17 protein-coding genes are annotated in these 18,026 nt (G+C 74.3%); 10 read left to right on the top strand and 7 right to left on the bottom strand.

What is annotated here, in order from left to right; genetic code table 11:
* Window positions 1–38: 38 nt before the first annotated feature.
* A complete protein-coding gene (locus tag ACFO4E_RS07540; protein ID WP_378572323.1) occupies window positions 39–1,322 on the top strand; it encodes an MFS transporter in 1,284 nt (427 codons plus the stop codon).
* 159 nt (window positions 1,323–1,481) lie between these two features.
* On the opposite strand, the gene ACFO4E_RS07535 is transcribed toward ACFO4E_RS07540, so the two are convergent.
* The gene (locus tag ACFO4E_RS07535; protein WP_378572322.1) at window positions 1,482–2,777 is read right to left on the bottom strand and encodes a CitMHS family transporter; all 1,296 of its coding nucleotides are present in this window, start codon (window positions 2,775–2,777) and stop codon (window positions 1,482–1,484) included.
* Between the two features lie 347 nt (window positions 2,778–3,124).
* On the opposite strand from ACFO4E_RS07535, the gene ACFO4E_RS07530 reads away from it, so the two are divergent.
* From ACFO4E_RS07530 to otnC, 6 genes are all read left to right on the top strand, one after another.
* On the top strand, window positions 3,125–3,841 hold the full coding sequence (locus ACFO4E_RS07530; protein WP_378572321.1) for a FadR/GntR family transcriptional regulator: 717 nt from the start codon (window positions 3,125–3,127) through the stop codon (window positions 3,839–3,841).
* A gap of 219 nt (window positions 3,842–4,060) precedes the next feature.
* A complete protein-coding gene (locus tag ACFO4E_RS07525; protein ID WP_378572320.1) occupies window positions 4,061–4,762 on the top strand; it encodes an aspartate/glutamate racemase family protein in 702 nt (233 codons plus the stop codon).
* Entirely contained in the window at window positions 4,759–5,595 is an 837-nt protein-coding gene (locus tag ACFO4E_RS07520) for a sugar phosphate isomerase/epimerase family protein (protein WP_378572319.1), read from the top strand. Before ACFO4E_RS07525 ends, ACFO4E_RS07520 begins: the two co-directional genes overlap by 4 nt.
* Before the next feature lie 68 nt (window positions 5,596–5,663).
* Window positions 5,664–6,740 (top strand): isocitrate/isopropylmalate dehydrogenase family protein, encoded by a 1,077-nt coding sequence (locus ACFO4E_RS07515; RefSeq protein ID WP_378572318.1) that lies wholly within the window; start codon window positions 5,664–5,666, stop codon window positions 6,738–6,740.
* A gap of 56 nt (window positions 6,741–6,796) precedes the next feature.
* A complete protein-coding gene (gene otnK, locus ACFO4E_RS07510; protein WP_378572317.1) occupies window positions 6,797–8,074 on the top strand; it encodes a 3-oxo-tetronate kinase in 1,278 nt (425 codons plus the stop codon).
* On the top strand, window positions 8,071–8,715 hold the full coding sequence (gene otnC, locus ACFO4E_RS07505; protein ID WP_378572316.1) for a 3-oxo-tetronate 4-phosphate decarboxylase: 645 nt from the start codon (window positions 8,071–8,073) through the stop codon (window positions 8,713–8,715). Before otnK ends, otnC begins: the two co-directional genes overlap by 4 nt.
* A gap of 57 nt (window positions 8,716–8,772) precedes the next feature.
* On the opposite strand, the gene ACFO4E_RS07500 is transcribed toward otnC, so the two are convergent.
* From ACFO4E_RS07500 to ACFO4E_RS07485, 4 genes are read right to left on the bottom strand one after another with little or no spacing between them, the layout of a single operon-like run.
* The gene (locus tag ACFO4E_RS07500; protein WP_378572315.1) at window positions 8,773–10,086 is read right to left on the bottom strand and encodes an MFS transporter; all 1,314 of its coding nucleotides are present in this window, start codon (window positions 10,084–10,086) and stop codon (window positions 8,773–8,775) included.
* 7 nt (window positions 10,087–10,093) lie between these two features.
* The gene (gene dgoD, locus ACFO4E_RS07495) at window positions 10,094–11,227 is read right to left on the bottom strand and encodes a galactonate dehydratase (protein WP_465263129.1); all 1,134 of its coding nucleotides are present in this window, start codon (window positions 11,225–11,227) and stop codon (window positions 10,094–10,096) included.
* Window positions 11,228–11,238: 11 nt separating this feature from the next.
* Window positions 11,239–11,880, bottom strand: coding sequence for a 2-dehydro-3-deoxy-6-phosphogalactonate aldolase (locus ACFO4E_RS07490; protein WP_378572313.1), 642 nt, complete (start codon window positions 11,878–11,880; stop codon window positions 11,239–11,241).
* Window positions 11,877–12,860 (bottom strand): 2-dehydro-3-deoxygalactonokinase, encoded by a 984-nt coding sequence (locus ACFO4E_RS07485; protein WP_378572312.1) that lies wholly within the window; start codon window positions 12,858–12,860, stop codon window positions 11,877–11,879. The genes ACFO4E_RS07490 and ACFO4E_RS07485 overlap by 4 nt, the downstream gene beginning before the upstream one ends.
* A 65-nt stretch (window positions 12,861–12,925) precedes the next feature.
* On the opposite strand from ACFO4E_RS07485, the gene ACFO4E_RS07480 reads away from it, so the two are divergent.
* Window positions 12,926–13,690 (top strand): IclR family transcriptional regulator, encoded by a 765-nt coding sequence (locus ACFO4E_RS07480; protein ID WP_378572311.1) that lies wholly within the window; start codon window positions 12,926–12,928, stop codon window positions 13,688–13,690.
* A 531-nt stretch (window positions 13,691–14,221) separates the two neighbouring features.
* On the opposite strand, the gene ACFO4E_RS07475 is transcribed toward ACFO4E_RS07480, so the two are convergent.
* Complete coding sequence (locus ACFO4E_RS07475) at window positions 14,222–15,178, bottom strand: NAD(P)-dependent alcohol dehydrogenase (RefSeq protein ID WP_378572642.1); 957 nt, start codon at window positions 15,176–15,178, stop codon at window positions 14,222–14,224.
* Between the two features lie 122 nt (window positions 15,179–15,300).
* On the opposite strand from ACFO4E_RS07475, the gene ACFO4E_RS07470 reads away from it, so the two are divergent.
* The gene (locus tag ACFO4E_RS07470) at window positions 15,301–15,963 is read left to right on the top strand and encodes a TetR/AcrR family transcriptional regulator (RefSeq protein WP_378572310.1); all 663 of its coding nucleotides are present in this window, start codon (window positions 15,301–15,303) and stop codon (window positions 15,961–15,963) included.
* A 49-nt stretch (window positions 15,964–16,012) separates the two neighbouring features.
* On the opposite strand, the gene ACFO4E_RS07465 is transcribed toward ACFO4E_RS07470, so the two are convergent.
* On the bottom strand, window positions 16,013–16,702 hold the full coding sequence (locus ACFO4E_RS07465) for a FadR/GntR family transcriptional regulator (protein ID WP_378572309.1): 690 nt from the start codon (window positions 16,700–16,702) through the stop codon (window positions 16,013–16,015).
* Window positions 16,703–16,763: 61 nt separating this feature from the next.
* Between ACFO4E_RS07465 and ACFO4E_RS07460 the strand changes: the two genes are divergently transcribed.
* Window positions 16,764–17,987: an alpha-hydroxy acid oxidase gene (locus ACFO4E_RS07460; RefSeq protein WP_378572308.1), complete on the top strand. Its 1,224-nt coding sequence runs from the start codon at window positions 16,764–16,766 to the stop codon at window positions 17,985–17,987.
* Window positions 17,988–18,026: the final 39 nt, after the last annotated feature.

Here is an 18,026-nt window from a genome sequence, read left to right as displayed (position 1 = left end):
GTGGCACCGCGCTTCCGGCCGTCGGATAGCTTCACTCCGTGCATGCACGCGAACCGGGCGAACGCGGAGCCGGGCCCGGCGACGCCGTCGCCGGTACCTCCGCCGCGCCCCACCCCGCCCAGCGGCGCATCCTGGCCGTCCTGGTCACCGCCCAGATCTTCAGTGGAGCGGGCCTGGCCGCCGGCATCACCGTGGGCGCCCTCCTCGCCCAGGACATGCTCGGGGGAGCGGTCTGGGCCGGGCTGCCCAGCGCCCTGTTCACGGTCGGATCGGCCGCCGCGGCGGCCCTGATCGGCCGTACCTCCCAGCGCACGGGACGCCGCGCCGGCCTGGCCGCCGGATACGCGGTGGGCGCGGCGGGTGCCCTGGGGGTGGTCGCCGCCGCCGCGATCGACGACGCCGTACTGCTGTTCGCCTCGCTGTTCCTCTACGGCGCGGGGACCGCCACCAATCTCCAGGCCCGTTACGCCGGGGCCGACCTGGCCCCGGCCGAGCACCGCGGCCGGGCCCTGAGCACGGTTCTGGTGGCCACCACTCTGGGCGCGGTCGTGGGCCCCAACCTGGTGACCCCGCTGGGCGGTCTCGCCCGGTCCGTGGGCATCCCGCCCCTGGCCGGACCCTTCCTGCTGGCGGCCGCGGCCTACGCCTCGGCGGCGACCGTCCTGTGGCTGCTGCTGCGCCCCGACCCCCTCACCACCGCCCGCTCCCTGGCCGCGACCTCCCGCGGCCCCGTCCCGGCCGCGGCGGACCCCGCCGGGGGCCCGCACACCCGGATGCTCGCCTTGGGCGCGACCGTCATGGTCCTGTCCCAGCTCATCATGGTCGCGATCATGACCGTGACCCCGATCCACATGACCGGCCACGGGCACTCGGTGGGCGCGGCCGGCCTGGTCATCGCCGTCCATGTCGGGGCGATGTACCTGCCCTCCCCGCTCAGCGGCATCCTGGTCGACCGGGTCGGGCGGCTGCCCGTGGCGGCCGCGTCGGGGCTGACCCTGCTGGCCGCCGGGCTCGTGGCCGCCCTGGCCCCGCCCCACTCGGTGGCGCTGCTGGCGCTGGCCCTGGCGCTGCTGGGCCTGGGATGGAGCTTCGGCCTGGTGTCGGGGACCGCGATCATCACCGACGCCGTCCCCCTGGCCACCCGCGCGCGGACCCAGGGGCTGGTGGACGTGGCCATCTCCATCGCCGGCGCCGGCGGCGGCCTGGCCTCCGGAATGGTCGTGGCCGCGGGCGGCTACTCCGTCCTCTCGGCGGCCGGCGGCGTGCTCGCCCTGGCCGTCCTCCCGGCCATCGCCTGGTCGGCCCGCCCGGGCCGGGGCTAGGCCCTGTTTTTTGGATCATTCCGGGCTCGCGACCACCAGACGCCGCCTCGCTGCGCCGATTACGCTCGAACAGCCAACCAGGCTGAACTTCGCGAATCGTCTTGCGACGCGACGCCTGGACGGCCGCTCGCTTATCCGAAAGCATCCAAAAAACAGGGCCTAGGTGACGCTGATGGCGCCGGTCAGCACCGCGAAGGCGATGTAGGCCAGGGAGACCGGGACACCCCAGCGGAGGGCGTGCTTCTGGAAGTCGCCGAGTTCGGCTTTGACCAGGCCGAGGAGTACCCACAGGGGCGCGGAGGTGGGGCCCATCATGTGCAGGATCTGCCCGATGGCGCCGGCGCGGGCGATCTCGGTGGCGTCGATGCCGTAGTGGGCGGCGGATTCGGCGAGGACGGGGACGACGCCGAACCAGTAGGCGTCGTTGGACATGAAGAAGCCGAGCGGCAGCGCGAGCACGGCGGTGAACAGCGGGATCAGGTTGCCCATGGAGTCGGGCACGATGGCCAGCGCCGCGTCGGCCATGGCCTTGATCATGCCGGCGTCGGTCATGACGCCGGTGAAGACCCCGGCGGCCAGGACGAGGATCATGACGGGGACGGCGTTGGCCGCCTGCCGCTTGATGAGCTCCTGCTGGTCGCCGATCGCCCGGACGTTGACGAGCAGGGCCACAACGAAGGCGATCATGAACAGCACGACGAGCTCGGCGACCTGGAGGATCAGCAGCACCATCAGCAGGAGGGTGAGCGCGGCGTTGAACCACATGCGCCAGTCGGAGCGGACGGCGGCGAGCGCCTGCCCGGAGGCGACCTCCTCCTGGTAGGCGGCGAGGGCTTCGGGGTCGATCTCGCGGCGCTCGCGCCGGCCGAGGATGTAGGCGACGGCGATGATGGCCAGCGAGGTCAGGGCCATCGGGCCGATCATGTGCACGAAGTATTCGGTGGCGTCGAGGTGGAGGACGCTGATGCCGCGGGTCGCGGCGCCGCCCCAGGGGGTGGTGCCGGAGACGGCGCCCAGGGACATGGTCGCGATGGTGGCGATGACCAGCGGGTTCATCCCGAGCCGGCGGTAGATGGGCAGGAACGCCGAGCAGATGATCATGTAGCTGGTGGTGCCGTCGCCGTCGAGGGCGACCAGCAGCGCGAGGACGGCGGTGCCCACGCAGATGCGGACGGGGTCGCCTTTGGACGCCTTGATGATGAGCCGGGATATCGGGTCGAAGAGTTCGGCCTCCATCATCAGGCCGAAGTAGAGGACGGCGAAGAGCAGCAGCGCGGCCGTGGGCGCGACGGTCTCCAGGCCGCTCAGGATCATGTCGCCGAGGTCGGTGCCCCTGCCCGCGATCAGGGCGGCGGCTATGGGCGTGATCATGATGGCGGTGAAGGCGGAGAGGTACTTCCGCATGACGAGCAGCATGAAGCTGCCCAGCGTGGCGAATCCGAGGACGGCGAGCATCGTTGTTCGTTCCTTCAGGGCAGGGCGGAGCGACCGCGGGTCGGGCGGTGGCCGAATGCTGCGCGTGAACAGCGCGGGGGACCGGCGGGTGCTCCGCGTTCCATCGGGCGGGCAGGGGCGGTCATGGGCGGATGCGGGGCCCGGGTGGGCGGGGCCGCTCGACGGGGCAGGGCGACGGCCGGCCCGGGTATCGGTCGGCGACGGGGGCGTTGGGCAGTGACGGCGTAGGACGCCGGGACGGGACGGGATTTCGCCCCCGGGTCTGCGGGGTTAACAACCGGTTTACCGGACGACCGGTAGGAAACTAGACTTCCGGTCGACTCGTCAATACCGAATCGAGGGATTTCATGGCCGAACTCTCCAGGATCACCGTCGAGCCGCGGGAACCGCTCGCCTCCGAGGTGTCGCGGCGGCTGATCGACTACCTGATGTCCGGATCGGTGCGGCCCGGCGAGCGCATCCCCTCGGAACGGCAGCTCACGGAGATGCTCGGCGTCAACCGGCCCACCGTGCGCGAGGCGATCAAATCGCTCGGGTTCCTCGGGCTGCTGGAGATCAGGCAGAGCAGCGGGACCTACTTCCGCGGCACGGACTCCGACGTGCTCTACCGCCTCTTCGAGCTCGGCCTGGTGCTGGGCGAGCGCGGAGCCCGCGACATGCTCCAGGCCCGCACCGAGCTGGAGGTGGTCGTGGCGGGCCTGGCCGCCCAAGAGCGCACCGGGGCCGGAGTGGAGGCGCTGCGCGCCCGGCTCCGGGAGATGCGGGAGTGCCCGGACGACGAGTTCGCCGAGGCCGACACCGCCTTCCACGCCGCCCTCGCCGATCTGGCGGGCAACACGGTGCTGCGCGACATGCTCAAGGGGATGCGGGCCATGATCCAGCGGGGCTGGGTGGAGCGCACGGGTGCGGTCCGCTCCCGGGAGCTGGCCTACGCCGACCACGTCCCGATCTTCGAAGCGGTGGAGGCGGGCGACGCGGAGGCGGCCCGCACCGCGATGACCCGGCACATGGAGGGCGCGTCGCGGCGCCTGAAGGAGGCGCTGGACCAGCGCGGCGACGTGTAGCGGGGCCGGCCGGGGCGGCCCGTCCCCTCAGGCCAATCCGGTTTACCGGTTGACCAGTTCGCCGAATCTCTCTACAGTGACGGCGCGGCCGCGAACGCCTCGCCGCCGCGGCACTCGGACCCGCTCCGCCCCCTGGCCCGCACCCCGGGCCACGGGGGTGCGCGGCGGCTCCGGGAGCCGACCGCCCTGGTCCCGTCTACCGGAAGAGGGAAGAGCCCGGTGATCGAGACGCATCCGCTGATCGCCATGGTCCATGCCGTGCCGACGGGGGCCCGTGTCGCGCAGGACGCCTTCGCGCAGGAGTTCCCCGAGGCCCGCCTGTGGAACCTGCTGGACGACCGCCTCCTGGACGACGCCCGCGCGGCCGGGGGCATCGACGGCGCGCTGCGGCGCAGAATGCTCCGGCTGATCGCCCACGCCGTCGACGGAGGCGCCCGAGGCGTGCTGCTGACCTGCTCCTCCTACGGGGAGGTGGCCGACGCCGCCCGCACGCTGTGGGACGTCCCCATCCTCAAAGCCGACGAGGCCATGTTCCGCGCCGCGCTGGCCGGGCGCCACGACCGGATCGCCGTGGTCGCCTCCACCCCCGTCGCCGTCCCGGCCGCCGTCGCCCAACTGCGCGCCCTCGCGACCGGGGCGGAGCCCGGCCACCCGATACGCATCGCAACGGCGCTCAGCGAGGAGGCGGCCGACGCCGGCGACCCGGGCGAGGCCGCCCGGCACCTCGCCGACGCCCTGAGCGACGCCGGCATCGCCGACGCCCCGGCGGTCCTGCTGGCGCAGTACTCGCTGGCCCCGGCCGGCCCCGCACTCGCCGAGCTGCTGGGCGTGCCGGTGCTGGACGGCGCCCGGGCCGCGGCCCGCGAACTGCGCGGCCGGTTCGCCGGCGGTCCCCCCGCGACGCCGGCGACCGCCCCATGACCGCGCCGCTGCCGTGGCCGCTGGCCTACACCGCCTCCTCCGACGACTGCCGGGCACCGGTTCCGCTGGGCTTCCAGGCTCCGCTCGCCGACGCCGCGCGCCGGCTCGCCGGGCTGGGCTACGACGGGCTGGAGGTGCAGGTGCGCGACCCCCGCGCGGGGGACGCCGGCACCATCGGCCGGACGGTGGCGGACACCGGCCTGCGGGTGCTGGCCGTCGCCACCGGCCCCGTCGCCGCACAGGACGGCCTGACCCTCGCCGATCCGGAGCAGGGCGTCCGCCGCCGCGCCCTGGACCGCCTGCTGCGCGCGGCCGACGTCGCGGGAGCCCTCGGCGTCCCGCTCACGCTCGGCCAGACCCGCGGCACCTTCGCCCCCGGGCTCGCGGACCGGCAGCGCGCCTGGGTGGAGCAGGCCGTGTGCCGCCTGGCCGAGGAGACCGCCGCGACCGGCGGCGGCCTGCTGCTGGAGCCGCAGTGCCGGGACGCCACCTCGCTCTGGCACACCCCTGAAGAGGCCCTCGCCGCGGCCCGCCGGATGGGCGCGGCGGCCGGGCTGGTCCTGGACACCCACCACCTCGAACGCGAGGGGATCGACCCGCTGGCGGCCGTCACCGGCCACGCGCGCTCCGCCGGGTGCCTCCAGCTCGCCGCACCCGCCGTCCGGGGGCCGCTGGCACCCGGCGACGCCCGGCTCCCACCGCTCCTGCACGCCCTGAAGGACGGCGGATTCACCGGCTGGCTGACGCTGGAGCACACCCAGGACGGCGGCAGCCCGCGGGCCGCCGCCCGCTCCCGCGCCGCGCTGCACCACGCCGCGGCCGCCCTGACATGACCGCGTCCCGCGGCCGTCCCAACGGGTCCGCGCCGCCGGCCGGACCCACCGGAAAGGAACAGACACCCATGAGCACCACCTACCGCCTCGGCGTCCTGGAGGGCGACGGAATCGGCCCCGAGATCGTGCCCGCGTCCGTCGAGATCACCACCGCGGCCGCCACCGCCGCCGGCGTCGCCATCGACTGGGTCACCCTGCCGCTCGGCGCCGACGCCATCGCCTCCCACGGCACCCCCACGCCCGGGGAGACCACGCGGGCCCTCGCCGGCCTGGACGGCTGGTTCCTCGGCCCGCACGACTCGGTCGCCTACCCGGAGCCGCACCGCTCCGCGCTCAACCCGTCGGGCACCCTGCGCAAGCACTTCGCGCTCTTCGCCAACATCCGCCCCGCGAAGAGCTTCCCCGGAGCCGAGGCGGTGTGCCGGAACGCGGACCTGGTCATCGTCCGGGAGAACACCGAGGGCTTCTACGCCGACCGCAACACCTACGCCGGCACCGGCGAGTTCAGCCCCGTGGAAGGCGTCGCCATCGCCATGGGCATCATCACCCGGGAGGCCACCGAGCGCGTCGCACGCGTCGCCTTCGACCTCGCGCGCTCCCGCCGCAAGAAGCTGACCATCGTCCACAAGGCCAACGTCCTCAAGCTCACCACGGGCCTGTTCCGCTCGGTCTGCCAGGAGGTCGCCCGCGAGTACCCCGACGTCGCGGTCGACGACTTCCACATCGACGCCATGACGGTCCACCTGGTGCGCCGCGCCCAGGACTTCGACGTCATCGTCACCGAGAACATGTTCGGCGACATCCTGTCCGACCTCGCGGGCGAGATCAGCGGCTCACTTGGCACCGCGCCCTCCATCAACGCCTCCGCCGACACCGCCATGGCCCAGGCGGCGCACGGCTCGGCACCCGACATCGCCGGCCGCGACGTCGCCAACCCGGTCGCCATGATCCTCTCCGGCGCGATGCTCTTCGAATGGCTCGCCGCCCGCCACGAGGACCCGGCGCTGGCCGCCGTCGCGCGCGGCATCGAGAAGGGCGTCGCCGACGTCATCGCCGCCGGCACCTCGACCCGCGACCTGGGCGGCTCGGCCTCCACCACCGAGTTCACCGCCGCCGTGGTCGAGGCCGTCCGGCCGGGCCGCTGACCCGGCCGGCCCGCCCCGTACGCACCGCACCCCGCACGCCCGAGGAGGGCCCCGCCATGACACTGCGCATCGGCTGCATCGCCGACGACTTCACCGGCGGCACCGATGCCGCCGCGGCCTTCCGGCGTGCGGGCCTGCGCACCGCCCTGGTCTTCGGCGTCCCCGGATCCGACACCGCGCTGCCGGCCGGCTGCGACGCCGCCGTGGTCGCCCTCAAATCGCGATCGGCCCCGGTCCGGGAGGCGGTCGCCGACTCCCTGGCCACCCAGCGGTGGCTGCGGACCCGCGGCGCCGCGCAGATCTACCTCAAGTACTGCTCCACCTTCGACTCCACGCCCGAGGGCAACATCGGCCCGGTCACCGACGCCCTCCTGGACGCGGCCGGCGCGCGCACCACCCTCGCGTGCCCGGCCTCGCCGCCCAACGGGCGCACCGTCTACAAGGGGCACCTGTTCGTCCACGACGAGCCGCTGTCCGAATCCCCGCTGCGCCACCACCCGCTCAACCCGATGACGGACTCCTCGCTGCCCCGCCTGCTGTCGGCCCAGACCCGGCACCGGGTCGGCCGGATCGATCTGGCCACCGTCCGCGGGGGCGCCGACGGCGTCCGCGACGCGTTGCGCGCCGGGGAGCGCGACGGGGTGCGGCACCTCATCGCCGACGCGCTGACCGACGACGACCTCGCCGTGCTCGGCGAGGCGGCCCGCGGCCTGCCCGTCGTGACCGGCGCCGCCGGCCTGGCGGAGGGCCTCGGCCGCGCCTGCCCCCTGGCCGGCGCGGCCGGCCCCGAGGACCTGCCGCCGCGCGGGCGCGCGGCGGTCCTCGCGGGCAGCTGCTCGGCCCGCACCCTGGAGCAGATCGCCCGGTTCTACGCCGCCGGGCTGCCGTCCCTGCACGTCGACGTCCTGGCGGCCGCCGCCGGACGCGACGTCATCGGCGACGCCCTGGCCTGGTATGACGTCCAGGACCCCGGGGTCCCGGTGCTCGTCTACGCCTCCGCCTCGCCCGAGGAACTCGCCGCCGTGCAACGGCAGCTGGGCGTGGCCGAAGCCGCCGCCCACGTGGAAGAGCTCCTCGGCGGCCTCGCCGTGCGCCTCGTCGAACGCGGCGTGCGCCGCCTGCTCGTCGCCGGGGGAGAGACCTCCGGGGCCGTCACCACGGCCCTGGGCGTCCGCGCCGTCCTCGTGGGCGACGAGGCCGACCCCGGCGTGCCCTGGACCCACGCGTCGACCCCGGCGGGCGGCCTCGCCCTCATGCTGAAGTCCGGGAACTTCGGCGCACCCGACCTGTTCGTCCGCGCCCTGCGCACCACCGAGGCAGAGGAGCCCGTGTGAGCACCTATACCGACGAGCCGGCCGCCCGCGCCCTGATCGTGCGCACCGCCCGGTCCCTGTTCCAGCGCGGCCTGACCCACGGCTCCACCGGGAACATCTCCGTGCGCCTGGCCGACGGCGGCCTGCTGCTCACCCCCACCGGTTCCAGCCTCGGCACAGTAACCGAAGGCGAACTGTCCCGCGCCGGCGTCGACGGCCGCCACATCGGCGGCCCGCGCCCCACGAAGGAGGCGTTCCTGCACGCCGCCTTCTACCGCGCCCGGCCCGCGGCCCACGCGGTGGTCCACCTGCACTCGACCTATGCCGCGGCGCTGTCCTGCCGCGCCGACCTCGACCCGGGCGACGTCCTGCCCCCGCTGACCGCGTACTACGCCATGCGTGTCGGCACCCTGCCGCTGCTGCCCTACCACGCGCCGGGCGACACGGGCCTGGCGGAACGCGCCGAGCAGGCCGCCGGCGCCCACCACGCGGTCCTGCTCGCCAACCACGGCCCCGTGGTGGCGGGCCCCACCCTCCAGCAGGCCGTCGACGCGGTCGAGGAGCTCGAAGAGACCGCCAGGCTGTTCTTCGTCCTGCAGGGCCATGCCACCCGCCCCCTCACCCCGGAGCAGGCCGCCGCGCTCGCGCCGGCGCGGTCCTGACCGCCGGGACGCGCGCCCCGGGGGCCGGCCCGGCCGCCGGGGCGCGCGTACGCGGGGTCACACGGAGCGCTCCGCCACGCGCTCGACCTTGCCGACCAGGAACACGTAGGACAGGATCCCCGCGACGGTGATCACGGTCATGTAGGCGAAGCCCGGCGTGAAGCTCTCGTCGGTGACGATCAGGCCGATCACGATCGGCGTCGCGATCGACGACAGGTTGCCGATGAAGTTGAACATCCCGCCGGTGAGCCCGAGCAACCGCTGCGGGGCCAGCGCGGACACCAGCGACCAGGTGATCGACGCGAGGCCGTTGCCGAAGAAGGCCACCGACAGGACCACGATGACCAGCGCGGTGGAATCGGTGAAGCCCGCGGCCACCATGACCGTGCTCAGCAGCAGCCCGACGATGATCGGCCCCTTGCGGGCGGCGCCGAGCGGGACGCCGCGGCGCAGCAGGAAGTCCGACACCACACCGGAGGTCAGCACGCCGATCAGCGCGGCGATGAACGGCAGCGACGCCAGGAACCCGGACTGGATGTAGTCCATACCGCGGTAGTCGACCAGGTAGGTCGGGAACCAGGTGAGGAAGAACCAGAGCGTCGAGGTCAGGCAGAACTGGCCGATGTAGATGCCCCACAGCTTGCGGCGGCCCAGCACGGTGGCCACGTCGGAGCGCGTGATCCGCGCCCGTTCCGGCTGCTCGCGCTCCAGGTCCACCAGCCCGCCGCCGGAGCGGATCAGCTCCACCTCGGCGTCGTTGGCCTTGGACGCCCGCGGCTCCCGGTACCAGGCGTACCAGACCACCGCCCACAGGATGCCGACCAGGCCGGTCGCGATGAAGACCCAGTGCCAGGAGAGCACCGCCTGCAGCCAGGACAGCACCGGCGTGAGCAGGGCGAGGCCGATGAACTGGCCGGAGGTGTAGAAGCCGATGGCGGTGGCGCGCTCCCGTTCCGGGAACCACACGGTGGCGACCTTGCTGTTGATCGGGTAGGCGGGTGCCTCGAACACCCCCACCAGCAGCCGCAGCACGATCAGCGCCACGAAGCCGCCGACGACGCCCATGAAGAAGGTCGCCGCCGACCACAGGATCAGGCACACCGGGTACAGCACTCGCGGCGGCACCCGGTCGACCAGCCAGCCGCCCGGGATCTGCAGCGCCGCGTAGGTCCAGCCGAAGGCCGACAGCAGCAGGCCCTGCTGCGCCGTTGTCAGGTCGAGTTCGCGCGCGATCGCGGGCATCGCGATCGACAGGTTCGACCGGTCCAGGTAGTTGATCACGACGGTGACGAACAGCATCACCGCGATGAGGATGCGGAAGCGGGACGCCTGCGCGGCGAGGCCGGCGCGGGCCGGAGGTGTCGGGGTCATCGCTCGCTCACCATTCCGCGAAGGAGCCGTCGTCGTGCCGCCACACCGGGTTGCGCCAGCGGTGGCCCTCTGCGGCGCGTTCGGCGACGTACTCCTCGTTGATCTCGATGCCGAGGCCGGGGCCGTCGGGGATGGCGACCTGGCCGTCGCGGTAGGCGAACACCGACGGGTCCGCCAGGTAGTCGAGCAGGTCGTTGCTCGTGTTGTAGTGGATGCCCAGGCTCTGTTCCTGGATCGTCGCGTTGTAGCAGCCCGCGTCGATCTGCAGGCAGGCCGCCAGCGCGATCGGCCCGAGCGGGCAGTGCAGCGCCAGGCCCACGTCGTAGGCCTCGGCCATGTGCGCGATCTTGCGCGCCTCGGTGATGCCGCCGCAGTGCGACGGGTCGGGCTGGATGATGTCCACCGCCCCGGACGCCAGCACCGACGTGAAGTCCCACCGTGAGTACAGCCGCTCGCCGAGCGCGATGGGGATGGGCGAGGAGCGCAGCACGTCGGCGAAGCCGTCGACGTGCTCGGACAGCACCGGCTCCTCGACGAACATCAGCCGGTACGGCTCCAGTTCGCGGAGCAGGACCTTGGCCATCGGCTTGTGCACGCGGCCGTGGAAGTCCACGCCGATGCCGATGTCGGGGCCCACCGCCTGGCGCACGGCGTCCACGTTGGCGATGCAGCGGTCGACCTTGTCCCAGGTGTCGAGGTAGGACAGCTCCTCGGTGCCGTTCATCTTCACCGCGGTGAAGCCGCGGTCCACCACCTCGCGCGCGGCGCGCGCGGTCTCCGCGGGCCGGTCGCCGCCGATCCAGGAGTACACCTTGATCCGGTCGCGCACGCGCCCGCCGAGCAGTTCGTGCACCGGGACGCCGAGGGCCTTGCCCTTGATGTCCCACAGGGCCTGGTCGATGCCCGCCAGCGCGCTCATGTGGATGCCGCCGCCGCGGTAGAACCCGCCGCGGTAGAGCACCGTCCACAGGTCCTCGATACGCGAGGGGTCCTGCCCGATCAGGTAGTCGGAGAGCTCCTCCACCGTGGCGGCCACCGAAGCCGCCCGGCCCTCCAGAACGGGCTCGCCCCACCCGGTGATGCCCGCGTCGGTCTCGATCTTCAGGAACGACCAGCGCGGCGGCACCTGGTACGTCGTCATTGACGTGATCTTCATCGTTTCCCATCTCCTGCGACGGTCTCGTCCGTTGTTCCGCCGGTGGCCTCCTGCCAGATCCGGCCGAATTCGCGGGCGCGGGCACCGACCGCCTCGGCGGTGTCGCCCGGCCGGTAGAGGCCGGAGCCCAGCCCCGCCCCCGCGGCGCCGGCGGCGGCCCACGCGGCCAGGTTCGCCTGGTCGACGCCGCCGACCGGCAGCAGTTCGACGTCCTTGGGGAGTACGGCGCGCCAGGCCGCCATCCCCCCGATGCCGACGGCGTCGGCCGGGAAGAGCTTGAGGTGGCGGGCGCCCGAGGCGATGGCGGCGAACGCCTCGCTCGGGGTGGCCACGCCCGGGTACGGCGTCAGGCCGGCGTCGACGGCGGCGGTGATCACCGCGCGGTCGGTGTTGGGCGCCACGATGATCCGGGCGCCGGCCTCACGGGCGCGCCCGACGTCTTCCGTGGTCAGCACGGTGCCCGCGCCGATGACGCACCGGTCGCCGAGCGCGTCGGCGAGCAGCCGCACGCTGGCGAACGGGTCGGGGGAGTTCAGCGGCACCTCGATGGCGGTGACGCCCGCCCCGGCGAGGGCGTGGCCGATGCCCACGACCTCGGCAGGGGTGACGCCGCGCAGGATCGCGATCAACCCGGTCACGGTTTCGGTGTCCTTTCCAGACGTTCCTTGTCCTGTGGGCGGAGCAGCCCGGCCGCCGCGGCGATGCGCCACAGCCCCCGGGCGGTGACCTCCTCGGTCAGCACGGCGGCCTCGACGCCCCGGTCGGCGAGCGCGGCGGCGTAGCGCCGGCACAGGTCGGCCGTGCCGCACAGCACCACCCGGGTGTCCGATGCCGACGACAGGTTCGCGACCTCGTCGCCGATGAGCACCCCGGAGAGGTAGTCGGGCAGCGAGCCCGGTTCCAGCGCGCCGTCGAGCACGAGCGGGCGCGCGCCGAACAGTTCCGCGGCCAGCCCCCGGGACCGCCGTCCGGCGGCGAGCCCGCGGGCGAACGCGGCGTCGTCGCGGACGGGTTCCGCGGCCGTCCGGGCGAGGATGCCGTGCGCGGTGAGCAGGCCGTACAACTCTCCCGACATCGCGGTGGCGAAGCCCGTCACCGCGCCGCCGTCGATGCGGACCCATTTGCTGTGCGTACCGGGCAGGACCACGGTGAACGGTTCGCCGGGGTCGCCGAGCACGTCGAGGATGCCGACGAGTTGCGTCTCCTCGCCGCGGATCACGTCGCCCGGCGTGTCGCCCGAGGGGAGCCGCAGCCCCGGGACCAGGTGGAGCACGCCGTCGCGGTGGGTGACGGGGACGAGCGCCGTGAAGTCCAGGGTCGTCGGCACGGTGTGGTAGCCGGTGTCGACCCAGCCCTGCGCGCTGCCCACCATGCCGCAGGCGATGGCGGGCAGCCCGGGGTGCGTGGTGAGCCAGTCGCCGCACGCCCGCCGGAAGGCCGCCTCGTAGGCGGCGGCCCGCGCACGCGGGTCGCGGGTGTCGATGCCCTCGGTGGTGGCGAGTAATCCGCTGTCGGGCCTGCGGGCGTCCAGGACGCGGCCGCGCGTGTCGAGCAGCCAGGCGCGCTGCGCGGATGTCCCCCAGTCGAGTGCGATCAGGCCGGGATCGGTGTCCGTCATAACGCGATACTGTGCGCTCCGTTTCCCAATAATGCGAACACTGTCCCTATATGTAGGATGTGCGTGTGGTCGACGCAGCTGTGCCGCCCGGCACCCAGACGCTCGCCCGCGGCCTCGCGGTGATCCGCGCCGTCGCCGGCGGAGCGACCGACCTGCGCACGGTGGTGGAGCGCACCGGCCTCGGGCGCAGCACCGCGCACCGGCTCGTCCAGCTGCTGGTGCGCGAGAGCTACCTGCGCAGCGGGCGGGGCGGCTACACGCTCGGGCCCACGCTGATCGAACTGGGCTTCCAGGCGCTGCACGGCAACCCGCTGCCGGTGGTGGCCCGGCCGGTGCTGGAGGAACTGTCCGCGCAGCTGCGCGACACGGTGCACCTGGCGGTGCGCGACGGCGCCTCGGTGCTGTACCTGGACAAGCTGCCCGGTTCCCGCGGCGCGGAGATGCGCTCACGCATCGGGCACCGGATGCCCCTGACCCGCACGGGTGTCGGGATGGCGCTGCTGCTGGACGCCGAGCCCGACTGGCCGGCGCGGTACCGGGCGGACGCCCCCGTGGAACCCGACCGGGTCCACCCCGACCACCTGGAGGCGTTCCTGGCGCGGATGCGCGAATACGCGGAATCCGGTGTGGCGATGGACCTGGAGGACAACGAGCCGGGTATCCGCTGCGTGGCCGCGCCGATCCGCGACGCGGTGGGCGCCATCGCCGGGGCCATCAGCGTGTCCGCGACACGCCCCTACATGCCCGCCGCGCGGATGCGCGGCCTGGCCGGCGTCGTCGCCCGCGCGGCCCAGCAGATCTCGGCCGGCCTGGGACACCGGGGAGACTGACCCCGCCCGGGTGCGTGCGCCCCGCGGGCTGCGCGGCCGGACCGCGCCGGGCGCGCCCGCGCAGCGCTCGGCGGCGCGCCTGGTGGCCATGCGGGCCGCCTGACCGGCCTGCCGGGTCGGCGGCGGCCTCATGGGCCTGGCCGTGGCCGCGCTGCCGCCCGGTCCCGTCGAGGGACTGGAGTCCGCCCTGTGCGCCCTGTTCGCGGTCCTGACCCTGGACGCGCTGCGCACCCGGGCCGACGCGCCCTCGCTGCCGCCGGCGGAGGCCGCCCTGAGCGGGGTCATCGCCGACGCCCCTCAGCACACCGCCGGCCCTCCTGGCCGTAGCGGCCACGGCAACCGCCCACCCGGCCCTGGGCCGGCGCACCGTCATCAGCGTCGCCACCGGCACCGCGGTCAGCGTCGCCCTCGCCGACCCCGGGTGACCGGCGAGGAGGGAGGGCTCGCCCCGGCCGCCCGGGTGGGAGCGATCGGAGCGGGTGGCCGGTCGTTCGGCGGGGCGCGGGGGTGGCGGGGCGGGACCTGGGGCGGTCATGCCGTGGTGTCGACGATGATCTTGCCGCGGACGCCCCCGGATTCGAGGGCGCGGTGGGCGCCGGCGACGTCGGAGAGCGGGAAGACCCGGTCCACCAGTGGGCGCAGGTCACCGGCCTCCACCAGGCGGGTCAGCTCCTCGAACAGGTCACGGCGCGGGTCTCCGCTGAAGAACCGCACCCGGCGGGGGCCGAATACGGCCGAGCCCGCGATGTAGGCCAGCGAGCGCAGGATGCGGTCGTTGTCGAAGGACACCGTGACCATCCGCCCGCCCGGGGTCAGCCGGGCCCGGTAGGCGGACAGGTCGGTTCCGACCGTGTCCAGCACGACGTCGAAGCGGCCCAGGTCCGCTGGGAGCGTGGTCCGGTAGTCGAAGGCCTCGTCCGCTCCCAGTTCGCGCGCCAGCTCCAGGTGCCCGGCGCGGGCCAGGCCGGTGACGTGCGCGCCATACGCCCTGCCGAGCTGCACACCGGCCGTGCCCACGCCGCCCGTGGCGCCGCGCACCAGCAGGCGTTCCCCGGGTCGTAGGCGCGCCTTGTCGCGTAAGGCGGTGATGACCGTCGTCGCCGTGGGGAGGGACGCCGCCTGCACGGGGTCGAGCCCGGCCGGAACCGGGGCGAACCGGTCCGACGGCACGGCGACGTATTCGGCCATGCTGCCGAAGGCGCGCGGCAGCGCGCCCCACACACGTTCCCCGACCACCGCGCCGCGGACGTTCCCGCCGACAGCGGCCACCTCGCCGACGAAGTCGATGCCGATCGCCTTGGGAAAGCGCCCCATGACCACATCGCCCAGGACGCCGAGATCGCCCGCACGGCCCGTGAGCTCCCCACCGTTGACACTGGCGGCCAGCACCCTGATCAGGGCGCGGTCCGCGCCGTGTGCGGGGACGGGCCGCCGCCCCTCGTAGATCACCTCCGGCGGACCGTACCGGTCGAACAGCGCCGCGCGCATCTCTCGTGCCACCTGTGCTCCTCCTCCGCTCGCGGTGTCGCGGACCGGGATCCGGTCGACGCCCTGTGAACGGTAACCAGCGAAACGGGCGGTACCGCCCACTTATCGCTAATGTGAGACGCATGCCCGGTGATCCCTATCGGATGGCGGCCGGCCCGTCCGGTGCCCCCGCCCGCCTGCGCGCCGACGCCCGCCGCAACCGCGAGCGCATCCTCGGCGCGGCCCGCGTCGTGTTCGCCGACCGCGGGATCGACGCGCCCATGGCCACCATCGCCCGTCGGGCGGGGGTGGGTACCGCCACCCTCTACCGCCGCTTCCCCACCCGCGAAGCGCTCATCGTCGAAGCGTTCGCCGAGCAGGCCGCCGCCTGCGCCGGCGTCGTCGAACGGGCGCTGACCGACCCCGATCCCTGGCGCGCGTTCGCCGGCACCATCGAGCGGGTGACCGCGATGCAGGTCGCCGACCGCGGCTTCAGCAGCGCCGTCCTGCGCGCCTACCCCCGCATCGTCGGCCTGGCGGACCGGCGTACCTCCGCCGAGGACGCGATCGCCCGGCTGATCGGGCGGGCCAAGGCCGCCGGGTACCTGCGCGCCGACTTCGACCGCGCCGATCTGACCCTGGTGTTCATGGCCGTCCACGGCGTGCACACCGACCGGATCGAGGACACGGCGGCCGCCGTCCGGCGCCTGGTCGCCCACCTGCTGCGGTCGTTCCGGGCCGATGCGGTGCCGCCCTCGCCCCTGCCGCCGGCCCCGCCGTTGGCCAAGTACCCCGCGGAGCTGTAGCACGACCCGAGGCGCCCTGTCCCGGCGGCGGTGCGGGCGGCCCGGATGGTCATGCCGACGCGGGTGTGAGGCGGCGGCGGGTGTTGGCGAGGTGGATCCGCATGGCGGCCCGGGCCGCGTCGGCGTCGCCCGCGAGGACGGACGCCAGGATGTCCTCGTGCTCGGAGCGCACCTTGGCGACGTGGGCGGCGTCGGTGCGCGAGTGCTCGCCGGCCATGCGCGCGCGCACCACAAGGGCGACCCCGGGCCCGAGCGTGTCGAGCAGATCGCGGTAGAAGCGGTTGCCGGTGGCCGCGGCGACGGCGCGGTGGAAGCGGAAGTCGGCTTCGACGACCTCGTTCGGCTCGGCCGCCGCCAGCGCCGCGGCGGCCGACCGCAGCGCCGCCAGGTCGCCGGGCCGCGCCGCACGCGCGGCCAGCGCCGCGGCCTCGCATTCGACCCCCATCCGGAAGTCGAGCAGCGCCACCGCGTCGGCCGCTCCGGCGACCTCACCGAGGCCGACCCGGAAAGGGGCGGTGTCCGGGAGCGCGAGGACGTAGGAGCCGCGACCGTGGTGGGTCTCCACCAGCCCTTCGGCCTGGAGCCGCGACACCGCTTCGCGGACGACCGTGCGGGAGACCCCGTAGTCCTCCATCAGGCGCGGCTCGGAGGGCAGCCGGCTCCCGGGCGGCAGCTCCCCCGAGAGGATCCGGCTGCGGATCCGGCCGACGACTTCCTGGTAACGCGGACGGCGCTTCACGGGCCCCCATCCTGCACTTGTACGATGAGTTTGTCACTCATCCGATGAGTTGGGAGTGGGCGTGTCGTCGAGAAAGTTCCCCCGTTGGTCGGACGTCCGCCCCTTCCTCGCGCGCCCGCCGCGCGTCGGCGACCGCGTCGACCGCCGGCTCGCGCGGTGCCTGACCATCGCCGACCTCGAGGCGAAGGCGCGCCGGCGCGTGCCGCCCGCCGTGTGGGACTACGTGCACAGCGGTGCCGAAGCCGAGGCGAGCCTGCGGCGCAACCGCGAGGCGTTCGAGCGGGTCGAGTGGTGTCCCACGGCGTTCGAGCAGGTCGGGGAGCCGGACCTGTCGACCGAGGTCCTCGGCCGGCCGGCGGCCATGCCGGTCGTGCTCGCCCCCACCGGCTACACGCGGATGAGCCACCACACCGGTGAGTCCGCCGTGGTGCGGGCGGCCGAGCGGGCCGGGGTCCCCTACGCGCTGTCGACCTACGCCACGACCTCGATCCCCGATGTCGCCGCGGCGGCGCCGGGCGCCCGCCGCTGGTTCCAGCTGTACCTGATGAAGGACCGCGCGGTCTCGCGCGAGCACCTCCGCCAGGCGCGGGAGTGCGGCTACGAGGCCGTCCAGCTCACGATCGACACGTCGATGACCGGCCAGAAGCTGAAGGACGAGCGCAACGGCTTCGGCGTGCCGCCGCGGCTGTCGACCGGGACCCTCATCGGCATGGCGACGCACCCCCGGTGGGTGGCCGACATCCTCACCACCGAGCCGCTCTCGTTCGCGACGTTTCCCGCGGGCTCGCCGCACGCGCGGTGGGGGGTGTCCAACCGGGTGCGCGAGCAGGCGATCCGTCCCTCGGATGTGGCCTGGGTCAAGGCGGAGTTCGGCGGGCCCGTGCTGGTCAAGGGCGTGGTCTCGGTGCGGGACGCGGTCGCGGCCGCCGATGCGGGCGCCGACGCGGTGGTGCTGTCCAACCACGGCGGGCGCCAGCTCGACCGCACCGCCGCCCCGCTGGAACTGCTGCCGGCCGTCGCCGACGCCGTGGGCGACCGCGTGGAGGTGCACCTGGACTCCGGGGTCCGCAGCGGAGCCGACGCCGCCGCGGCTCTGGCACTGGGCGCCCGGGCCGTGATGATCGGCCGGCCCTACCTCTACGGGCTCATGGCGGGCGGCGGGCGCGGCGTCGACAGGTGCCTGGAGATCATCCGCTCCGACCTGACGCGGACGCTGAGCCTCCTCGGCGCCCGGTCGGTTTCGGGGCTCACGCCCGCGCACGTCCGCCTGCGCGACGCGCCCTGACCGCATCGGGTGCCACGGGTGTGCGCGCTCCGGCGGCGG

Source organism: Nocardiopsis mangrovi, from assembly GCF_042653925.1.
Classification (GTDB): Bacteria; Actinomycetota; Actinomycetes; order Streptosporangiales; family Streptosporangiaceae; genus Nocardiopsis_B; species Nocardiopsis_B mangrovi.
The sequence above is the reverse complement of the archived record's forward strand: the minus strand, read 5'-3'. Positions and strand labels throughout refer to the sequence as shown.

Excerpts from the sequence above, each read along its gene's own strand:
- ACFO4E_RS07535 (WP_378572322.1), bottom strand. The coding sequence starts at position 2,777 with ATGCTCGCCGTCCTCGGATTCGCCACGCTGGGCAGCTTCATGCTGCTC.
- ACFO4E_RS07530 (WP_378572321.1), top strand. The coding sequence starts at position 3,125 with ATGGCCGAACTCTCCAGGATCACCGTCGAGCCGCGGGAACCGCTCGCC.
- ACFO4E_RS07520 (WP_378572319.1), top strand. The coding sequence starts at position 4,759 with ATGACCGCGCCGCTGCCGTGGCCGCTGGCCTACACCGCCTCCTCCGAC.
- ACFO4E_RS07515 (WP_378572318.1), top strand. The coding sequence starts at position 5,664 with ATGAGCACCACCTACCGCCTCGGCGTCCTGGAGGGCGACGGAATCGGC.
- otnK (WP_378572317.1), top strand. The coding sequence starts at position 6,797 with ATGACACTGCGCATCGGCTGCATCGCCGACGACTTCACCGGCGGCACC.
- ACFO4E_RS07500 (WP_378572315.1), bottom strand. The coding sequence starts at position 10,086 with ATGACCCCGACACCTCCGGCCCGCGCCGGCCTCGCCGCGCAGGCGTCC.
- dgoD (WP_465263129.1), bottom strand. The coding sequence starts at position 11,227 with ATGACGACGTACCAGGTGCCGCCGCGCTGGTCGTTCCTGAAGATCGAG.
- ACFO4E_RS07485 (WP_378572312.1), bottom strand. The coding sequence starts at position 12,860 with ATGACGGACACCGATCCCGGCCTGATCGCACTCGACTGGGGGACATCC.
- ACFO4E_RS07475 (WP_378572642.1), bottom strand. The coding sequence starts at position 15,178 with ATGCGCGCGGCGCTGTTCGACCGGTACGGTCCGCCGGAGGTGATCTAC.
- ACFO4E_RS07470 (WP_378572310.1), top strand. The coding sequence starts at position 15,301 with ATGCCCGGTGATCCCTATCGGATGGCGGCCGGCCCGTCCGGTGCCCCC.